At 66.8% G+C, this 17,567-nt stretch carries 16 protein-coding genes and 1 pseudogene; 3 read left to right on the forward strand and 14 right to left on the reverse strand.

From position 1 onward, the window contains the following. From Q0Y09_RS03540 to Q0Y09_RS03550, 3 genes and pseudogenes are all read right to left on the reverse strand, one after another. Window positions 1–301: pseudogene (locus tag Q0Y09_RS03540) on the reverse strand (hypothetical protein); the annotation flags it as partial. After that, window positions 298–690 (reverse strand): BlaI/MecI/CopY family transcriptional regulator, encoded by a 393-nt coding sequence (locus tag Q0Y09_RS03545; protein WP_297717703.1) that lies wholly within the window; start codon window positions 688–690, stop codon window positions 298–300. The gene Q0Y09_RS03545 and the pseudogene Q0Y09_RS03540, both read right to left, overlap by 4 nt. Before the next feature lie 729 nt (window positions 691–1,419). After that, window positions 1,420–2,904 (reverse strand): DUF1846 domain-containing protein, encoded by a 1,485-nt coding sequence (locus Q0Y09_RS03550; RefSeq protein WP_297717707.1) that lies wholly within the window; start codon window positions 2,902–2,904, stop codon window positions 1,420–1,422. Window positions 2,905–3,058: 154 nt separating this feature from the next. Between Q0Y09_RS03550 and Q0Y09_RS03555 the strand changes: the two genes are divergently transcribed. Both Q0Y09_RS03555 and Q0Y09_RS03560 read left to right on the forward strand, forming a co-directional pair. Then, window positions 3,059–5,227: a Tex family protein gene (locus tag Q0Y09_RS03555; RefSeq protein WP_297717709.1), complete on the forward strand. Its 2,169-nt coding sequence runs from the start codon at window positions 3,059–3,061 to the stop codon at window positions 5,225–5,227. Between the two features lie 15 nt (window positions 5,228–5,242). Further along, the gene (locus Q0Y09_RS03560; RefSeq protein WP_367184331.1) at window positions 5,243–5,617 is read left to right on the forward strand and encodes a metallopeptidase family protein; all 375 of its coding nucleotides are present in this window, start codon (window positions 5,243–5,245) and stop codon (window positions 5,615–5,617) included. A 299-nt stretch (window positions 5,618–5,916) separates the two neighbouring features. Here the strand turns inward: Q0Y09_RS03560 and Q0Y09_RS03565 are convergent, their stop codons facing one another. The 11 genes from Q0Y09_RS03565 to Q0Y09_RS03615 all read right to left on the reverse strand — a co-directional run bounded on the left by Q0Y09_RS03565 (window position 5,917) and on the right by Q0Y09_RS03615 (window position 15,557). Continuing rightward, window positions 5,917–6,366, reverse strand: coding sequence for a cupin domain-containing protein (locus tag Q0Y09_RS03565; protein WP_367184332.1), 450 nt, complete (start codon window positions 6,364–6,366; stop codon window positions 5,917–5,919). Window positions 6,367–6,411: 45 nt separating this feature from the next. Continuing rightward, a complete protein-coding gene (locus Q0Y09_RS03570) occupies window positions 6,412–6,660 on the reverse strand; it encodes a EutN/CcmL family microcompartment protein (protein WP_297717717.1) in 249 nt (82 codons plus the stop codon). Beyond that, window positions 6,635–6,907 (reverse strand): hypothetical protein, encoded by a 273-nt coding sequence (locus Q0Y09_RS03575; protein WP_297717720.1) that lies wholly within the window; start codon window positions 6,905–6,907, stop codon window positions 6,635–6,637. The genes Q0Y09_RS03570 and Q0Y09_RS03575 overlap by 26 nt, the downstream gene beginning before the upstream one ends. A gap of 12 nt (window positions 6,908–6,919) precedes the next feature. Further along, window positions 6,920–7,645 (reverse strand): ATP-binding protein, encoded by a 726-nt coding sequence (locus Q0Y09_RS03580; RefSeq protein WP_297717722.1) that lies wholly within the window; start codon window positions 7,643–7,645, stop codon window positions 6,920–6,922. Window positions 7,646–7,648: 3 nt separating this feature from the next. After that, window positions 7,649–7,951, reverse strand: coding sequence for a BMC domain-containing protein (locus Q0Y09_RS03585; protein WP_130849036.1), 303 nt, complete (start codon window positions 7,949–7,951; stop codon window positions 7,649–7,651). A gap of 304 nt (window positions 7,952–8,255) precedes the next feature. After that, window positions 8,256–9,725: an acetaldehyde dehydrogenase (acetylating) gene (locus Q0Y09_RS03590; protein WP_297717739.1), complete on the reverse strand. Its 1,470-nt coding sequence runs from the start codon at window positions 9,723–9,725 to the stop codon at window positions 8,256–8,258. Window positions 9,726–9,964: 239 nt separating this feature from the next. Beyond that, entirely contained in the window at window positions 9,965–10,618 is a 654-nt protein-coding gene (eutL, locus tag Q0Y09_RS03595; protein WP_297717725.1) for an ethanolamine utilization microcompartment protein EutL, read from the reverse strand. Between the two features lie 213 nt (window positions 10,619–10,831). Then, window positions 10,832–11,680 (reverse strand): ethanolamine ammonia-lyase subunit EutC, encoded by an 849-nt coding sequence (gene eutC, locus Q0Y09_RS03600; protein ID WP_297717742.1) that lies wholly within the window; start codon window positions 11,678–11,680, stop codon window positions 10,832–10,834. A gap of 60 nt (window positions 11,681–11,740) precedes the next feature. Continuing rightward, entirely contained in the window at window positions 11,741–13,105 is a 1,365-nt protein-coding gene (locus Q0Y09_RS03605) for an ethanolamine ammonia-lyase subunit EutB (protein WP_297717728.1), read from the reverse strand. After that, window positions 13,102–14,484, reverse strand: coding sequence for an ethanolamine ammonia-lyase reactivating factor EutA (locus Q0Y09_RS03610; protein WP_297717730.1), 1,383 nt, complete (start codon window positions 14,482–14,484; stop codon window positions 13,102–13,104). Before Q0Y09_RS03610 ends, Q0Y09_RS03605 begins: the two co-directional genes overlap by 4 nt. After that, window positions 14,481–15,557 (reverse strand): iron-containing alcohol dehydrogenase, encoded by a 1,077-nt coding sequence (locus Q0Y09_RS03615; RefSeq protein ID WP_297717732.1) that lies wholly within the window; start codon window positions 15,555–15,557, stop codon window positions 14,481–14,483. The genes Q0Y09_RS03610 and Q0Y09_RS03615 overlap by 4 nt, the downstream gene beginning before the upstream one ends. A gap of 372 nt (window positions 15,558–15,929) precedes the next feature. On the opposite strand from Q0Y09_RS03615, the gene Q0Y09_RS03620 reads away from it, so the two are divergent. Further along, entirely contained in the window at window positions 15,930–17,303 is a 1,374-nt protein-coding gene (locus tag Q0Y09_RS03620; RefSeq protein WP_297717735.1) for an MATE family efflux transporter, read from the forward strand. Window positions 17,304–17,567: the final 264 nt, after the last annotated feature.

Raw genomic sequence — 17,567 nt, forward strand, 5'->3', positions numbered from 1 at the left:
CCTCGGGGGCGGCGGGCCGCCCGCCCTGGGCCCCAGGGGGAACGGCGGCGGCCCCGCCGGTCTCGTCCCCTGCCGGGTTTATCATCGTCACGCCGATGACGGCGGCGCTCTGCTGAGAGACCGGGATGGGCAGATCCACCCACACCGGCAGACACAGCCGCAGCAGCACCAGCAGCCACAGGTAGTACCCCGCCGCCCGGCTGATGCGGCGGCCCAGCAGGTGGAGCGCTCCCATGAGGACCACCCCTACCACCGAGCCCAGCAGGCTCAGCCGCAGCAGAGTCAGGAGGAAAGCGGTCATGCCTCCTCCCCCCTCTCCTCCCACAGCTTATCAAAGAGATCCCTGAGCTCGGCCACATCGGACCGGTCCAGCTGCCGCCGCTCCACCAGGGCGGCCACCAGGTCCCTGGCCTTTCCGTCATAGAGCTGATCGATGAGGGTCCGGGTCTTGTAGTCCTCCAGCTCCGCCCGGCGCACCAGGGGGCGGTAGTGATACACCCCCCGCCGCTCCTGCGCCGCCGCCCCCTTCTCCACCAGCCGACGGAGCAGGGTCTTCACCGTGTCGCCGCTCCAGCCTGTCCGGGCGGTGACCCGTTCCTTCACCTGGGCCAGGGTCAGGTCCTCCCCCTGCCACAGGGCCTCCATCACCTCCAGCTCGGCGTCAGTGATTTTCGCTTCCCGTTCCCACATGGGCCCTTCCCCCTTTTCTTTCTGGGTTACAGTTGTACCCTTCACCTATAAGGTACAACTGTAACCTCTCTTTGTCAAGGGAAAAATGGTAACAGTTTGGCGACAAAACACGGGCGCGCCAAGTCACGCCGCGCGGGCCGATAAGGACATCGGCCCCTACGCCCGACGTTACAGTTGTTTTGTAGGGGCGGCTACCAGCCGCCCGGCGTTTCGGCGCGGTATTTCCTTTGCTGTGGGGCCTGACGACCCTGGCGGGCCATTGGCTCCCTCTTTGAGGGAGCTGTCGCCGCAGGCGACTGAGGGAGCGGCAGGCGGCCAGACCACGCCCGACGCCCACCCTCATCCGTCATTTGCTTCGCAAATGCCACCTTCCCCCTGGGAGGGGGAAGGTCATCCTGGGTCCGGCGTCTCCCCTCATCCCTCTGGCCTTCGGCCAGCCACCTTCCCCCAGGGGAAGGCTTTGGGTGCAGAACAGCAAGGCGGTTTGGCGCGCAATCAGGGGCCCCAGGAAAACGCACAGCGCTTTTCTGGGGAGAGGAGGGGCAAGGGAGCGAAGCGAGACCTGGCCGTCAGGCCGGGGTGAGCGGCGCGGACTTTGCCCCGACGACGTCGCGCCCCACAAAACAGGGATAGCCCGTTATCCACCGTAGGGGGCGACATTCGCATCCCGCCGGAACCAAAAAGCGCCCCGGACTGTGGTCCGGGGCGCTTGCACATGTGTTCAGCTGTTCAGCGGTGATAGAGCTTGTTGGTCTCGTAGGCGGGCTCACAGGTGAGGCGCATGCCCAGCTTGGCATAGGTACTTGAGTCCGGGGGCGAGAGGATGACGGAGGCGTGGGCCTCGCAGTCCCGGAGGGCGGAGAGCTGCGCCAGGGCCTGCCGGGCCAGGGGGTTGGTGGTGGCCGAGATGGCCAGGGCGATGAGGGTCTCGTCGGAGTGGAGCCGGGGGTTGGCGCTGCCCAGGTGCTTGACCTTCACGGTCTGGATGGGCTCGATGGCCTCCCGGGAGATGAGGTGGTGCTCATGACTGATGCCGGCCAGGCGCTTGAGGGCGTTGAGAAGGGTAGTGGAGGCCGCGCCCATAAGGTCGGTGGTCTTGCCGGTGACCACCTCGCCGTCGGGCAGCTCAATGGCCCCGGCGGGCTGCCCCGTCTCCTCGGCCACGGCCAGGGCGGCCCCTACCACCGGGCGGTGGGAGGCGTCGGCCCGCACCTGCTGCATGAGGAGCTCCAGCTTGTAGACCAGCTCGTCCCCGCAGCGGCCCTGGCGGCGGTCACACAGGGCGGCATAGTACCGGCGGATGATCTCCTGCCGGGCGGCCTCGCAGACCACGGCGTCGTCCACAATGCAGTTGCCCACCATATTGACCCCCATGTCGGTGGGGGACTTGTAGGGGCATTCGCCGGTGATCTTCTCAAAGATGGCGGAGAGGACGGGGAAGATCTCCACGTCCCGGTTGTAGTTCACGGTGGTCACCCCGTAGGCGGCCAGGTGGAAGGGGTCGATCATATTCATGTCGTTGAGGTCGGCGGTGGCCGCCTCATAGGCCAGATTCACCGGGTGCTGGAGGGGGAGGTTCCAGATGGGGAAGGTCTCGAATTTGGCGTAGCCCGCCTTCACCCCCCGCTTGTACTCGTGGTAGAGCTGGGAAAGGCAGACCGCCATCTTCCCACTGCCGGGGCCGGGGGCGGTGACCACCACCAGGGGTCGGGAGGTCTCCACATAGTCGTTCCTGCCATAGCCCTCGTCGCTGACGATGAGGGCGACGTTGTTGGGGTAGCCGGCGATGGGGTAGTGGAGGAAGACCTGGATGCCCAGGTCCTCCAGCCGCTTTTTGAAGGCGTCGGCGGCGGGCTGGCGGTCATACTGGGTGACCACCACGCTGCCCACATAGAGCCCCTGGGCCCGGAAGGCGTCGATGAGCCGGAGGACGTCCACGTCGTAGGTGATGCCCAGGTCCCCCCGGATCTTGTTCTTCTCAATGTCGCTGGCACAGATGGTGATGACCATCTCCACGTCCTCCCGGAGCTCCAGGAGCATGCGGATCTTACTGTCGGGGGCAAAGCCGGGCAGTACCCGGGAGGCGTGGTAGTCGTCAAAGAGCTTGCCGCCGAACTCCAGATAGAGCTTGTCCCCGAACTGGGCGATGCGGTCCTTGATGTGGGCCGACTGGGTCTCCAAATACTTCGCGTTGTCAAAGCCGATCTGTTTCATCTGCACCCCTCCATAGTAAGCTGTTCACAATGCTTTATTTTACCCTCTTTCCGCCCCTTCCGTCAAGGGAATCCTGCCTCCGACGGCTTTTCCTTGCCCCGGTCCGGGCGGCGTGATAGAATAGGGGCCGAGAACCCTGAAAAGGAGCGACAGCATGGACACCATCATCACCATCCTGGCCCGGGAGCTGGGCCGGGACCCCGCCCACGTGGAAAACGTGGTCAGACTCATCGACGAGGGGAACACCATCCCCTTTATTGCCCGCTACCGGAAGGAGCTCCACGGCGCCATGGACGACACCGCCCTGCGCACCCTGGCTGACCGGCTCGGCTACCTCCGGAACCTGGACAAGCGCCGGGAGGAGGTCAAGACCTCCATTGAGGGCCAGGGCAAGCTGACAGAGGACCTCGCCGCCGCCATCGACGCCGCCGCCACCCTGGCCGAGGTGGAGGACCTGTACCTCCCCTACAAGCCCAAGCGCCGCACCCGGGCCACCATGGCCAGGGAGAAGGGGCTGGAACCCCTGGCTGACACCCTCTTTGCCAAGGGGAGCCCGGTGGACCCGGCGGCCCTGGCGGTGAACTTCATCGACCCTGAAAAGGGCGTGGAGACGGTGGACGACGCCCTCCAGGGGGCCAGCGACATCATCGCCGAGGCCGTCAGCGATGACGCCGTAGTCCGAAAGAGCCTGCGGGAGCTCTACCTGCGCCGGGGACTTCTGGTCTCCCGGGCAGCGGAGAAGGAGCCCGCCGATTCGGTCTATCGGCTCTACTACGACTTTTCCGCCCCGGTGGGCCGGGTCCAGGGCCATCAGGTCCTGGCCATCAACCGGGGAGAGCGGGAAGGCGTCCTCAAGGCCGGAGTGGAGCTGGACGCTGAGACGGCAAGGGTGGCCGTCCGCCGCCAGGTGGTGCCCGGACGGGCGGCCATGGATTTTGTCCGCGCCGCCGCCGACGACGCCTGGGACCGGCTCCTGAAGCCCTCCCTGGAGCGGGAGCTGCGCAGCACCCTCACCGAGCAGGCCGACGAGGGGGCCATCCACAACTTCGCCCTCAACTTAAAACCCCTCCTCATGCAGCCGCCGGTGAAGGGCTTTGTCACCATGGGCCTGGACCCGGGCTACCGCAACGGCTGCAAGGTGGCGGTGGTGGACGCCACCGGCAAGGTGCTGGACACGGCGGTGGTCTACCCCACCTTCAGCGAGAGGAAAAAGCAGGAGGCCATCCACACCCTGGCCGGACTGGTGAAGAAGCACGGCGTGCAGCATATCGCCATCGGCAACGGCACCGCCAGCCGGGAGACCGAACAGATGACGGTGGAGCTCATCAAGGCGGTGGGTGGCGGCCTCTCCTACATGATCGTCAGCGAGGCGGGGGCCAGCGTCTACTCCGCCTCCAAGCTGGCCGCCGAGGAATTTCCCGAGTACGACGTGAACCTGCGCTCGGCGGTCTCCATCGCCCGCCGGCTCCAGGACCCTCTGGCAGAGCTGGTGAAGATCGACCCCAAGGCCATCGGCGTGGGGCAGTACCAGCACGACATGCCCCAGGCCCGGCTGGATGAGACCCTCTCCGGCGTGGTGGAGGACTGCGTCAACGCCGTGGGCGTAGATCTGAACACCGCCTCCGTCCCCCTCCTCCTCCGGGTCTCCGGCCTGAACAACACCACCGCCAAAAACATCGTCAAGTACCGAGAGGAAAACGGAGCCTTCACCGCCCGGAAGCAGCTTTTGAAGGTCCCCAAGCTGGGACCCAGGGCCTTTGAGCAGTGTGCCGGCTTCCTGCGGGTGCCCGAGAGCAAAAACGTGCTGGACAACACCGCCGTCCACCCGGAGAGCTATGCCGCGGCGGAAAAGCTCCTCGCCCTGTGTGGCCGGGACCTGTCCGCCGTGCAGGCGGGCACCCTCTCCGACCTCCGGGACCGGGTGGCGGACTACGGCGAGGACGCGGCGGCGGATGCCTGCGGGGTGGGCCTGCCCACCCTCCGGGACGTGGTGAGCGAGCTTATGAAGCCAGGCCGGGACCCCCGGGACGAGCTGCCCCGCCCCATCCTCCGCACCGACGTGCTGGAGATGAAGGACCTAAAGCCCGGCATGGAGCTCACCGGCACCGTGCGCAACGTCATCGACTTCGGCGTCTTCGTGGACGTCGGCGTCCACCAGGACGGCCTGGTCCACATCTCCCAGCTGAACACCCCCCGCCGGGTGAGCCACCCCTCCCAGGTCTGTGCCGTGGGGGACGTGGTCACCGTCTGGGTGCTGGAAGTGGATGAGAAGAAGCGCCGCATCTCCCTCACCATGAAAAAGCCCAAGGACCAGGCACAGTAAGGGGGCGTCATGAGCATGCTCAGCTTTGATGAGGTGGGTCTTCTGCTGGACGACATGGCCGAGGAATTTCCTCCGGCGTTCTTCGATGAACTCAACGGGGGCGTCTCCCTGCTGCCCGAGGCCAAGCCCGACCCGGAGTTCCCGCCGGGGGAGATGTATATTCTGGGGGAGTACTGCAATGATATGATGGGCCGCCGCATCGAGCTCTACTACGGCTCCTTCGCCGCCCTGGCCCAGGCCGAGGACTGGACCGGGGAGGACTGGGAGGATGAACTGTGGGAGACCTTCGCCCACGAATTTACCCACCACCTGGAGGGTCTGGCCGGGGAGCGGGGCCTGGAGATCAAAGACGCAGCCTTTTTGGAGGAGTACCGCCGGGAGCGGGAATGACACATACAAATGAGCCTGTCGACAAAATCGACAGGCTCTCTCAAAAATGCAAGCATTTTTTCGAAGGGATGCAGGCCGCTGCAGCGCACGGCGCAGCCGAAGAGACTGCACCGCACGTTTGCGGCCTGAGCAGTGTTTTTTCCGCCGCACATGTCGCCGGAAAAAACAGATTTCATCTGATTCCGTCGTCTGCTGACGACGGAACTCTGCGAGGCTCTTGCACAAAATCCGGCGTATGGACACTTTTTCGACAAGCTGAAATGGGTCCTGGATGAGCATGCTCATCCAGGACCCATTTGTCATTTCTGCCAGTCCGCCGGATAGACAAAGTAGAGGAAGCGGGCCTTCCCCTTCACCGAGAACTGGATCTCGCTGCCCCGCGGGATGTGGAGGACCTCGCCGGGACCGGCGGAGATCCGCTCGCCCCCCACCAGGACGTCCAGCCGCCCCTCGACCACATAGTCCATCTCGTCGTAGGTGAGCTTCCAGGGGAAGGTGGTCTCCTCCATGACCATCAGGCCGCAGCCCAGCCGGGGGGCCTCCGCCAGGGAAAAGAGGTCCCGGGTCCACACCCGATCCCCGGCCTTCCCCGTGTCCAGCCGGTCGGTCTCCCGGACCTCCAGCTGGGGCACCGCCACCGCGCGCACGCCGTGGGTCGGCGGGGCCTCCGTTGCCGGGGCTCCCCCCAGCCGCTCCAGCAGCACCTGACGCACCAGCTGCTCCAGGGCTGCCTTGTCCACATTTGCCACACACATCTCTCCTTTCGGGCGGGAACCGGACGCCGGGCGAGCCGCTCAGGGCTCCACCCGGTCCACGATGCCCACGATGGCGGCGTCCACAGGGAGGGACTCCCCCGCCGCCATGCGGGCGGCGCCGCCCCGGACGACCAGCACCCGGTCCCCCTGCCCCGCCCCGGTCTGGTCGGCGCACACCAGGGCGGGGCCCTGATGGCCCTCCGGCGCCACCAGCAAAAGACTCTGGCCGGTCAGGCGCTCCGCCTTCCGGGTACACCACACGTTACCGATGACGATCCCTAACAACACAAATGCCCATCTCCCGCAGCCCCCGCTCCAGGGCCATGAATTTTTGGTAGACGCCCATGGGCGCGCGCTTGCAGTAGTCCTTGTACTCCAGACCCGACTCCAGCACCCGGACCCGCTTTCCCTCCAAAAGGGCCCGCAGGACCGCCCCCTCCTCGTCGGTGAGGGCCAGCCCCAGGGCCAGGGAGCCCATCTGCTCCACCGGCAGCCGGGTGACGGTCAGGCCGTCCTCCCGCACCTCCAGCTCCATCGCCCCACCTCCTCAGTCCGCCCGGTAGTCTCCGGCCTTCAGCCGGATCATCATGATCCACAGCAGGGAGGAGAGCCGGTTGAGCCCCAGTAAGATGTCCCCCCGGGTCACTCCGCCACTCTCATCCCGGAAGGCCCGGTAGGCGGCCAGCTCCGTCTGGCGGGCCACCGTCCGCACCCGGTTCACCGCCAGGATGGCGGGGGAGTCGGTGTAGTGGATGAGGAAGTGGCCCTGGCCATAGTATTTTTCCGGATAGTGGGACCGCTCCCGCAGCTCCTCCGGGGTCAGGCCGCAGAGCTTTACCTCCCCCACCGGCTCCTCCAGCACGTCAAAGCGGATAAAGCGCCGGACAAAGGCCAGCGCCTCCTCCAGCTCCTCCGCCAGGGCTGTCACTCCCTCCCGAGCACAGACCTGCTGGCACAGGGCGATCTCCCCCTCCAGCAGATCGATCATGCCCCGGAAGGCGATGCGGGGGTGGTCCTTGAAAACCAGGAGGTTGCCCCGCAGGTGGGTCATGTGCTCCGGCTTCTCCTCCAGCTCCACCCCGAAGGGGGTCTGATAGCGGGCGGTCCCTTGGCTGTCCGCCCCGCCGCCCTGGGGGTAGACCACCTCCACCCTGTGCTCCCGGAGGAAGGACCGGGCGGCGGGGGTGAGGACGTCCCCCCTGGCCACCACCACCGGTCCCCGTGCGCCGTTATCGGACATCTGCCGGACCCGCTCCTCGGTCAAGAGGGCCACGACTCAGCCCTCCCGGTCAAATTCCCCAGCCTTGTGGGGCAGGATGCCGTCCACCTCGGCGTGGGGGCGGGGAATGACGTGGACGGAGATGAGCTCTCCCACCTTCTCTGCGGCGGCGGCCCCAGCGTCGGTGGCCGCCTTTACGGCCCCCACATCCCCCCGGACCATGACGGTCACCAGACCGCCCCCCACCTGCTCCTTGCCCACCAGCTGGACGTTGGCCGCCTTCACCATGGCGTCGGCGGCCTCAATGGCCCCCACCAGGCCCTTGGTCTCCACCATACCCAGCGCATTCGTATTTGCCATCTGTTTTCTGCTCCTTTCCTGTCCGGGGGCGTCGGTCTGCCCCCGGTCCGCTGTCTGCTTCGCCGCGCCCCCACCCTTCACGGCGGCGGCCAGGCTGGTCAGCTCCTCCTTGGCGGGGGCCTTTCTCCCCCGGCCAGTGGACTTTTTCTCCTCCTTGGCCGCCCCCTTGGCGGCCACCGCCGCCTCCCGCAGGAGGTCGGCGGGCGGGTCGTACATGGTCCCCTCGGTCTGGACCCGGTCCTGGAGGTCCTCCTCCGGCTGGAGGACGGGCTGCTCCGTCCCGGTACGGGCCGTCTCCTTCATGTTACGTCAGCCTCCTCACGATCTGCTCCACCAGGGACCGGAGGAGGGCGTCGTCCACCTCCGGTCCTCCGGCGCTCTGCCGGTGGGCGGCGGCGGGGCCGCCCCGCAGCTCCTCCAGCTCCTTCACCCCCCAGGCCACCCGCTTGATGTTGATGAGGTCCAGGGGCCCGATGTTGTTGGAGGAGGAGGACCCACCCACCGCCCCGCAGCCCAGGGTGAGGGCGGGGAACAGGCAGGTGGTGGCCCCGATGCCCCCCAGGGCGGAGGGGGTGTTCACCAGCACCCGGCTGGCGGGGACGGCCTGGGCGAAGCGCCTGACCACGCTCTCGTCCTCGGCGTGGATGGAAAAGGTGTGGCCCGCCCCCTCCCACTCCAAAATCTCCACACAGCGGCGGAGGGCGGCGGCCTCGTCGGCTTCCACATAGCAGGCCAGGATGAGGCCCAGCTTCTCGCTGGAATAGGGATAGCCGGGGCCCACCCCCGTCTCCCGGGCCACCAGCACCCGGGCGGTGGCCGGCGCCTTGTCCAGTCCGGCCAGCCTGGCCACCGTCTCCACGCTTTTACCCACAATGGCCGGATTCATGGTGCCGTTGGGCCGCAGGATAAACTTGGAGAGCCTTTTGTGCTCCTCGTCGCTGAGGAGGTAGGCCCCCTGGCGGCGGAGCTCCTCCGACACCGCCCTCTCCATGGCCCGGGTGGTGACGATGGACTGCTCGCTGGCGCAGATGGTACCGTTGTCAAAGGTCTTGGAGTCCAGGATGCGCTTCACCGCCTGGGCGACATTGGCGGTGTGGTGGATATAGGCCGGTCCGTTGCCCGCCCCCACGCCGATGGCCGGCGTGCCGGAGGAGTAGGCCGCCTTGACCATGGCGGCGCCGCCGGTGGCCAGGATGAGCCGGGTGTGGTCGTGCTTCATGAGGGCGTCGGTGGCCTCCAGGGTGGGGGTGGCAATGCAGGAGACGGCCCCCTCCGGGGCCCCCGCCTGACGGGCGGCCCGAGCCACCACCTGCACCGCCTCGCCGATGCACCCCACGGCGCTGGGGTGTGGGGAGAAGACGATGGGGTTGCCCGCCTTCATGCAGATCATGGCCTTGTAGATCACCGTGGAGGTGGGGTTGGTGGAGGGCACCAGCCCCGCCACGACCCCCACCGGCACCCCGATGTCAATGGTCCGTTTCTCCTTGTCCTGGGCCAGGACGCCGTGGGTCTTCTCCTCCTTGATGGCGTCGTAGAGGGTGACGGCGGCGAAGCGGTTCTTGATCTCCTTGTCCTCCGCCCTGCCGTAGCCCGTCTCCTCCACCGCCAGCTCGGCCAGCCGCCGGGCATGCTCGGCCCCCGCCCGGGAGATGGCCGCCGTGATGCGGTCCAGGTCGGCCTGGCTCATGGCGGCCAGGGTCCGCTGGGCCTCCCTGGCCTTGCCCACTAGGTCCCGCACCTCCTGGATAGATCGCAGGTCCTTGTCCAGCTTCATGGGTTCTGTCATGTTCACACCTCCCTGGGTTGTCCGGTCACATCCAGCACCGCTGCTGCAAATGCTTCACACGCGGCCCACCGGATGGGACATCCGGCGGGTACCCGGTCCACTTTACATGCTCGGGGCAAATGAATTGCCCCTGCGCCAAGGTTTTGGTCCGTTGGCCCAAAACGCTTGTGCGCGCCTTCGGCGCGGCCCGCTTCCGCGGGCAGGCCGCCTGTTTTTCTCTCCACGCCTCACACCTCCCTGGGACGCCCGGCCACATCCAGCACCGCCTGGGCAAACGCCTCACAGGCGGCCTTGCAGGCGCTCTGGGTGCCGGTGAGGAGCCCGCCGCCGAAGTTGGTCTCGCTGGGGGGCTCAAAGAGGGCGGTCAGGGTCACATCGGCCGCCTTCATGGCCTCGTCCAGCCCCACCACCGCCTCCAGAGGCGGGGCGATGAGGTAGGCCAGGGCCTCTCCCTCCCGCACCCCGGCGGTCTTGGAGAGATACGTCCCCGTCCGGGAGACCGTATGGGCAAAGTAGACGATGGAGTCGTCGGCGTTGGCCGAGCGAAAGCCCGCCCCGCTCTCGAAAAATTCCACCGCCGCTTTGAGCCCGCTCTTCACCTCGGCGGGGTTGGGTCCGGCCAGGATGCCGATGACCTCCCCCGCCAGCTTGGTGTTGGCGTTGGCCGCCCCGGCGTAGAGGCTCCGGCCATACACCACCTCCACGGCGGCGGCCTTGGTGGCCTCGTCCAGGGCGCAGTAGGTCACGTCGTCGCTGTCGGCGGTGAGGATGCCGATGGACCGGAACTCCGGCCTTAAGCCCAGCTTCTCCGCCAGGGTCTCGGACACGTTGGCAATGGTGCGGGTGGCCAGGGCGTTACACTTCAAGAGGTCTCCCGTCATGCCCCCACTCCTCTCGCCAATTCGATGCCGGATGCCCTTTTCTCCAGCATGGTCTTGATTAGCTCGGCAATATGTGCGCCGGCCATTCCCCGCCCGGCTGGCTGGTCGGGGGCCCCTTGGGCGATTTCATCTCGCCCGTCGGAAGTGAATTCCGCCGGGCTCCGGCGCATCCGCGCCGCCCCGCTGTGCGGGGCCCCGTGGAGGCCGGCCTTGTCAGCGCAGATCAATACCGCTCGCCTTCCTTTCCAGCATAGTCTTGATTAGCTCGGCGATGTGTGCGCCGGCCTCCACCGCCGTTGTCCCCTGCCTGTGGATATTGGAGATGACGGTCCGCTTGGATTCCGGGATGCCGATGCGGGCGCCGTAGGTGAGATAGGCCGACATGGATTCCGCCGTCACCAGGCCGGGCCGCTCCCCCACCAGCATGCACACCACCTCCGCCCCGGTGAGCTCCCCGATGTGGTCGGAGGCCCCCACCCGGCAGTACCGCACGAAAAGGGTGGGACCGGCGTCGATGCCGAAGCCCTTCAATCCCGCCCGGATGGCCTCCATGCAGTCGGCGGCGTTGGCCTCGATGGCGGCGGAACTGAGGCCGTCCCCCACCACCAGGGCCACCTTGGGGGCCTGGCCCAGGGTCTTCTGAATGAGGGCCTGTTGCTCCTCATCAAAGCGGCGGCCCTTGTCGGGCCGGGTCAGATATTCGTCCTTGTCTTTGCACAGGGTGTGGATGGGGATATAGCCCTGGGCCTTCACAAAGTCCTCGCTCACATGGGAGAAGACCGAGTCCTGGGCGGCGGCGTGGTCGCACCGCATGCGGAGCATGGTCTCCGTCTTGTACCGTGCCCCGGCCCGGCCCATGCCCAGCCGGGCGGGGGTCCTTGCCTTCAGCTCCAGGAAGGCGGGGCCGTTTTTCGGGTTTGGGACCAGGTAGAGCCGCCGCAGGTCGATGGCGGCGATGTCCTGGAGCTCCCCGCCCTCGGCTGACGGGCCGGGCTCCATGGGGCGGTAGTCGGCCCCCTTCACCTGGGGGGTGGGGGCCTGACCCATCAGGTCGGCCACCATCCGCTCCACCAGGGCCCGCAGTTCTTTTTCATTGACAGACACAGTGTTTCACCCTCCTTGTCATGCCAGCAGCACCGAGCCGTCCCCCGCCAGGGGGGTGAGCTTTCCGTTCTCCACAAAGCCCATCTTCTCCAGCCAGTCCTGGAAGGGTTTGATGGCGGTGAGACCGAAGAGCTCCCGGAGAGCGGCGGTCTCGTGGTAACCGGTGGTCTGGTAGTTGAGCATCACGTCGTCGCCATGGGGGATGCCCATGAAGTAGTTGCATCCGGCGGCGGTCAGGAGGACGGCCAGATCCTCGATGTCGTTCTGGTCGGCCTTCATGTGGTTGGTGTAGCAGGCATCGCAGCCCATGGGGATGCCGGTGAGCTTGCCCATGAAGTGGTCCTCCAGCCCCGCCCGAATGACCTGCTTGGCGTTGTAGAGATATTCCGGGCCGATGAAGCCCACCACCGTGTTGACCAGGAAGGGTTCAAAATGGCGGGCAAAGCCGTAGCACCGGGCCTCCATGGTCACCTGGTCCCAGCCGTTGTGGGCCTCGCTGGAGAGCTCAGAGCCCTGGCCGGTCTCGAAGTAGAGGACATTGGGACCGGTGGCGGTGCCCTCCCGCAGGGCCAGGGCCCGGGCCTCAGCCAGGGTATCGGCGGAGAAGCCGAACGCCTCGTTGCCCTTCTGGCTCCCGGCGATGGACTGGAAAATGAGGTCGGTGGGGGCTCCCTTGCGGATGCACTCCATCTGGGTGGTGACGTGGGCCAGCACGCAGGTCTGGGTGGGGATGGCCCAGCGTTCCTTCACCTCCCGGAACCGCTCCAGCACCCTGGTGACGCTCTCCACCGAGTCGTCCACCGGGTTGAGACCCAGCACCGCATCCCCCACCCCGAAGGTAAGGCCCTCCAGCAGGGAGGCCAGGATGCCGTCGGGATCGTCGGTGGGGTGGTTGGGCTGGAGCCGGGCCGACAGGGTCCCCGGCTCCCCGATGGTGGTGTTGCAGGTGGCGGTGACCCGCAGCTTTTTGGCGGCGTAGATGAGGTCCAGGTTGCTCATGAGCTTACACACCGCCGCCACCATCTCGCTGGTGAGGCCCCGGGAGAGCCGCCGGATGGCCGCCCCGTCATTTTTCTCGCTGAGCAGCCACTCCCGCAGCTCGGACACCGTCCAATTTTTGATCTGGCCGTAGATCTTCTCATTGACCCCGTCCTGGATGATGCGGGTGACCTCATCCTCCTCATAGGGTACGGCGGGTGCGTTCCGCAGGTCGGAAAGGGTCAGCTCCGCGAGCACCGCCTTGGCCGCCACCCGCTCGGCGGCGTTTTCGGCGGCGATGCCCGCCAGCCGGTCCCCCGATTTCTCCTCGTTGGCCTTGGCCATGACCTCCCGGATGGTATGGAAGTCATAGACATGACCCAGCAGCTTGGTTTTTAAGATCATAAGTCCCTCCTCTCCCGGCGCTCCCCGCCGGGCACACTGTTTGAAAAGGCCAGGGTCTTGACCACCACCGGCAGCACGCTGCCCCCGGCCACGGGGGCGCCGATGTCCAGATAGTCCCCCTCCCGGACGCTCACGCCGTCCAGGCACAGCAGGGGGCTGCCCCCCATGGCCTGGCCCAGGACCTTGGCCATGTCCCGCTCTACCACCACCACGGGGAAGTGCCCCGCCCCATACAGGGGCTCCAGCCCCGCCCGGAGCCCCCGGGCCAGCTCGGTCACCCGTTGGTAGGACGGCGACGCCGCGCCGGTGAGGGCCAGGGCCACCTGGCACAGCCCCTCCTGGTCGGCGTACCGGGAGAGCTTTTTCGCTACCGCTGCCGCCAGAGCGGCGGCGTCCCCCCTCTCTTCCCCTTCGGTGAGCCGGAGGACAGGGAGGTTTTTCAGCGGGAAGGGCACCTCCCGGCAGTGGATGGTGGAGCCGGAGACCTCCACCGTATGGGCCCCCGCCCCCACCACCGTGGCCCGGATGGTCTCCCTCCCCCGGACCAGTTCACAGCCCGCCCCCTCCAGCCGCCGCCGGAGAGCGGGGCCCAGCAGGGGGCCGATGTCTCCATAGGTCAGCCAATTTTGGGGTGGGTCCCACATACAGTCGGCCACGCCCCCTGAAAAGGAGAGGACCTTGACCCCCTCTGGGACGGCTTTTTCCAAAACCTCCGTCATGGCGTCCAGGAGAGGGGCCAGGTCGGCGGCCTCTACCTTCTGCCCCAGCGCCGGCACGAAGCTGGACCAGGGTTCCAAAACCGGGGAGCGGTAGACCACCCGGCCCTGGTCGTCCAGTTTGAGGAGCCGCCCGCCGATGTCCAGGCAGTCGGTGTCCAGCAGGACGCCGTTCTCATAGAGGGCCAGGTTGGAGGTGCCTCCGCCGATATCAAAGTGTAATACCTTGCACCGGCGCTCCCTGGAGTATTCATCCGCCCCCGCTCCCCGGGCGGCCAGGATGGACTCCAGGTCGGGTCCGGCGGTGGCCACCACAAAGTCCCCGGCAAATTCCGAGAGGGCGGAGAGGACGGCCCGGGCGTTCTCCTTCCGGGCGGTCTCCCCGGTGATGATGACCGCCCCCGTCTCCACCTCCTCCCGGCGGAGCCCCGCCTTCCGGTACTCCTCGGCCACGATGGCCCGGACGCCGGCGGCGTCGATGACGGTGTCTGAGAGGAGGGGGGTGAAGTGGATGGCGCTGCGGTAGACGATCTCCCGGTCCGTGATGGCCACCCTGGGCACCGTGAAGGGGCTGGCCCGGTTTTCCAGGGTCAGGGTCGAAACGACAAGCTGGGTCGTACTGGTTCCTATATCGATGCCCACAGACGTGAGCTGCTCCCTCATGTCCCTCCCCCCAGTCCTCCGGCCCGGGCGAGGAGGTCCCGGATCTCCGCCGCTGTCAAGGTCAGGGGGTTGGCCGCCATGCAGCCGTCGGCCAGGGCGGCGGCAGAGAGGTCGTCCAGGGCAGAGCGCAGCGCCCCGCCCTCCACCGGCAGCCGGTCAGGGAGGTCCAGGGCGGCCCGGAGCCGGACCAGTCCGGCGGAGAGAGCCCTGGGGGTGCCCGACAGACCGCAGGCTTTGGCCAGCGCGGCATAGCGGGTGGCCGCCCGCCTGTCCCCGGCATTGCGGAGGACCACCATCGGCAGCAGTATGGCGTTGAGCCGCCCATGGGGCAGGTGGAACTGCCCCCCCAGGGCGTGGGCCATGGCGTGGCAGGCCCCCAGTCCGGCGGCGTTGAAGGCCATCCCGGCCAGGCAGGAGGCGAGGAGCATGTCCCCCTTGGCCCCCAGATCCCCGGCGAAGGCGGCGGGCAGCCGGTCATAGGCCAGAGAAAAGGACTTTTCGGCCAGGGCGTCGGAGAAGGGACTGCTTCCCGCCGCCACATAGGTCTCGGCGGCGTGGGTGAGCACATCCATACCGGTCTCGGCGGTGACCTTGGGCGGCACGCCCTCCAGAAGGGCGGGGTCCAGAATGGCGGTCTCCGGCAGCAGGCCCTCCTCCACCAGGGGGTGCTTGACCCCCTTCTCCGTGTCTGTGAGGACGGCGAAGGACGTCACCTCGCTGCCGGTGCCCGCCGTGGTGGGGATGCACCACAGGGGCGGACGGCAGCGGGAGAACCAGCACATGGCCTTGGCGCAGTCCATGGGCGAGCCTCCGCCGAAGGCCACCACCACATCGGGCTGAAAGTGCTCCAGGGCGGCCACCCCCTCCGCCACCAGCTGCAAGGAGGGGTCGGGCTCCACCCTGTCGAAGACCTCCACCGGCCCGGTGAGCCGCTCCGCGGCCCGCGTTGCAAGGCCCGAGGCGGCCAGAAAGCCGTCGGTGACCAGCAGCACCCGCTTCCCCGCCAGCTTTTCCAGGGCGGCCAGGGCCCCCGTCCCGTACCAGATCTCCGGCCGGACGGCAAATCGTTCCATACCTGTCCCCTCCTTTTTGTGACAGGCTTAGTATGGCAGAAGAACAAAAAAATATAGGCCCCGGATCAAATAATCCGGGGCCGGTCAAAAAACTCTGCTCAGACGCAGAGCCCATCCGGGCAGGCGGGGGAGCTCGAGGGGGCGGCAGCCCGCCTCGAATAGGATAGCATCCCCCGCGCCCTTGCGCTGCAAGGGCTGCGGCGAGCAAAGCGAGGACTTTTCCGCCCAGGCGGGGCGGGAAAGTAACGGGATGCATATAGGCCCCGGATCAAATAATCCGGGGCCGGTGGAAAAGGAGCCTTGACGCTGCTATTATAATGGTAGTGTTTACAATCGGGTGCGATCCACCAAAGAGAAAAGAGGTCCTGACCCTTGCAAAAGAATCTCACCACGGGCAGCGTGTGGAAGACGGTGGTCTTCTTCTCGCTCCCCTATCTGCTCTCCTATTTTTTGCAGACCCTCTACGGCATGGCCGATCTCTTCATCATTGGGCAGTTTGAGGGGGTGGCCAGCACCACCGCCGTCTCGGTGGGCTCCCAGGTGATGCACATGCTCACCGTCATGATCGTGGGCCTGGCCATGGGCTCCACCGTCTCCATCGGGCAGGCCGTGGGCGCCGGCGACGCCCCGCGGACAAGACGGAGCATCGGCAACACGGCCACCCTGTTTCTGGGGCTCTCCCTGGTGCTGACGGTCCTCCTCCTTCTTTTGGCGGAGCCCATCGCCCGGCTCATGTCCACCCCGGAGGCGGCGGTGGCGGGCACGGTGGACTACCTCACCATCTGCTTTCTGGGCATCCCCTTCATCACCGCCTACAACATCATCAGCGCCGTCCTCCGGGGCCTGGGGGACTCCAAAAGCCCCATGTACTTCATCGCCGCGGCCTGTGCCGTCAACATCGGTCTGGACTACCTCTTCATGGTGGTCCTGCACCTGGGCCCCGCCGGCGCCGCCCTGGGCACCACCCTGTCCCAGACGGTCAGCGTCCTCCTGGCCCTGGCGGCGATGGCCGCCCGGAAGGGCGGTCCGGGGCTCTGCCGGGCGGACTTCCGGCCCTGCCGTCCGGTGATGAAGCAGATCCTCCGGGTGGGCGTCCCGGTGGCCCTCCAGGACGGCTTCATTCAGATCTCCTTCCTCCTCATCACCGTCATCGCCAACAACCGGGGCCTCAGCGACGCCGCGGCGGTGGGCATCGTGGAGAAGATCATCAGCTTTTTGTTCCTGGTCCCCTCCTCCATGCTCTCCACCGTCTCCGCCCTGGGGGCCCAGAGCGTGGGGGCTGGCAAGCCGGAGCGGGCCAGGCACATCCTCCGCTGCGCCCTCCTCATCGCCGTGGCCTTCGGCCTGTGCGCCGCGGCGGTCATGCAGCGTTTTGCCGAGCCGGTGGTGGGCCTCTTCACCGACGCCGCCGCCCCGGGCGGGGCCGATGTGGTCCGACTGGGCGGGCAGTACCTGCGGGGCTATGTGTGGGACTGCGTCTTCGCCGGCATGCACTTCAGCTTCAGCGGCTACTTCTGCGCCTGCGGACGGTCCTCCCTCTCCTTCCTCCACAACGTGGCCGCCATTTTGCTGGTCCGGGTCCCGGGGGCCTATTTGACATCCGTCCTCTTTCCGAATACCCTGTTGCCCATGGGGCTGGCCACAGCGGCGGGCTCCCTGCTGTCGGTGCTCATCTGCATCGCCGCCTATCAGCTCATGTGCCGGGGAGGTCAACAGGGGGGAACAAAAGCTCTTTCAGAGCGGTAAGCAGCGGAGAAATTCGTCACCGAGAGCCGCATTCCGGCAAACGATCCGGGCAACGCAGAAACAGACCGTCGAAAAACCCCCGCGCGGAGTGGTCTCTGAACTGCGCCAGATTGTGCGGACAGAACAAAAAAGAGCCCCTGGTAGGAAATATTGAGTTTTAAGTGGAGAGGCGTCGCGCCAGCGGCGCCTCTCCGGTTTTTAACTGGATGCGCTCATGGTTGTAAAAACAGATATAGCGGTCAATCATTTCGTTTGCTTCGGAGA

It is taken from the genome of Intestinimonas sp. (genome assembly GCF_026169115.1).
Taxonomy (GTDB): Bacteria; Bacillota; Clostridia; order Oscillospirales; family Oscillospiraceae; genus Intestinimonas.

What these genes read in the sequence shown, in the direction of transcription:
- Q0Y09_RS03545 (WP_297717703.1), bottom strand. Translation starts at nt 690, where the DNA reads ATGTGGGAACGGGAAGCGAAAATCACTGACGCCGAGCTGGAGGTGATG.
- Q0Y09_RS03550 (WP_297717707.1), bottom strand. Translation starts at nt 2,904, where the DNA reads ATGAAACAGATCGGCTTTGACAACGCGAAGTATTTGGAGACCCAGTCG.
- Q0Y09_RS03555 (WP_297717709.1), top strand. Translation starts at nt 3,059, where the DNA reads ATGGACACCATCATCACCATCCTGGCCCGGGAGCTGGGCCGGGACCCC.
- Q0Y09_RS03560 (WP_367184331.1), top strand. Translation starts at nt 5,243, where the DNA reads ATGCTCAGCTTTGATGAGGTGGGTCTTCTGCTGGACGACATGGCCGAG.
- Q0Y09_RS03575 (WP_297717720.1), bottom strand. Translation starts at nt 6,907, where the DNA reads ATGGAGCTGGAGGTGCGGGAGGACGGCCTGACCGTCACCCGGCTGCCG.
- Q0Y09_RS03585 (WP_130849036.1), bottom strand. Translation starts at nt 7,951, where the DNA reads ATGGCAAATACGAATGCGCTGGGTATGGTGGAGACCAAGGGCCTGGTG.
- Q0Y09_RS03590 (WP_297717739.1), bottom strand. Translation starts at nt 9,725, where the DNA reads ATGAAGCTGGACAAGGACCTGCGATCTATCCAGGAGGTGCGGGACCTA.
- eutL (WP_297717725.1), bottom strand. Translation starts at nt 10,618, where the DNA reads ATGACGGGAGACCTCTTGAAGTGTAACGCCCTGGCCACCCGCACCATT.
- eutC (WP_297717742.1), bottom strand. Translation starts at nt 11,680, where the DNA reads ATGGTGGCCGACCTGATGGGTCAGGCCCCCACCCCCCAGGTGAAGGGG.
- Q0Y09_RS03605 (WP_297717728.1), bottom strand. Translation starts at nt 13,105, where the DNA reads ATGATCTTAAAAACCAAGCTGCTGGGTCATGTCTATGACTTCCATACC.
- Q0Y09_RS03610 (WP_297717730.1), bottom strand. Translation starts at nt 14,484, where the DNA reads ATGAGGGAGCAGCTCACGTCTGTGGGCATCGATATAGGAACCAGTACG.
- Q0Y09_RS03615 (WP_297717732.1), bottom strand. Translation starts at nt 15,557, where the DNA reads ATGGAACGATTTGCCGTCCGGCCGGAGATCTGGTACGGGACGGGGGCC.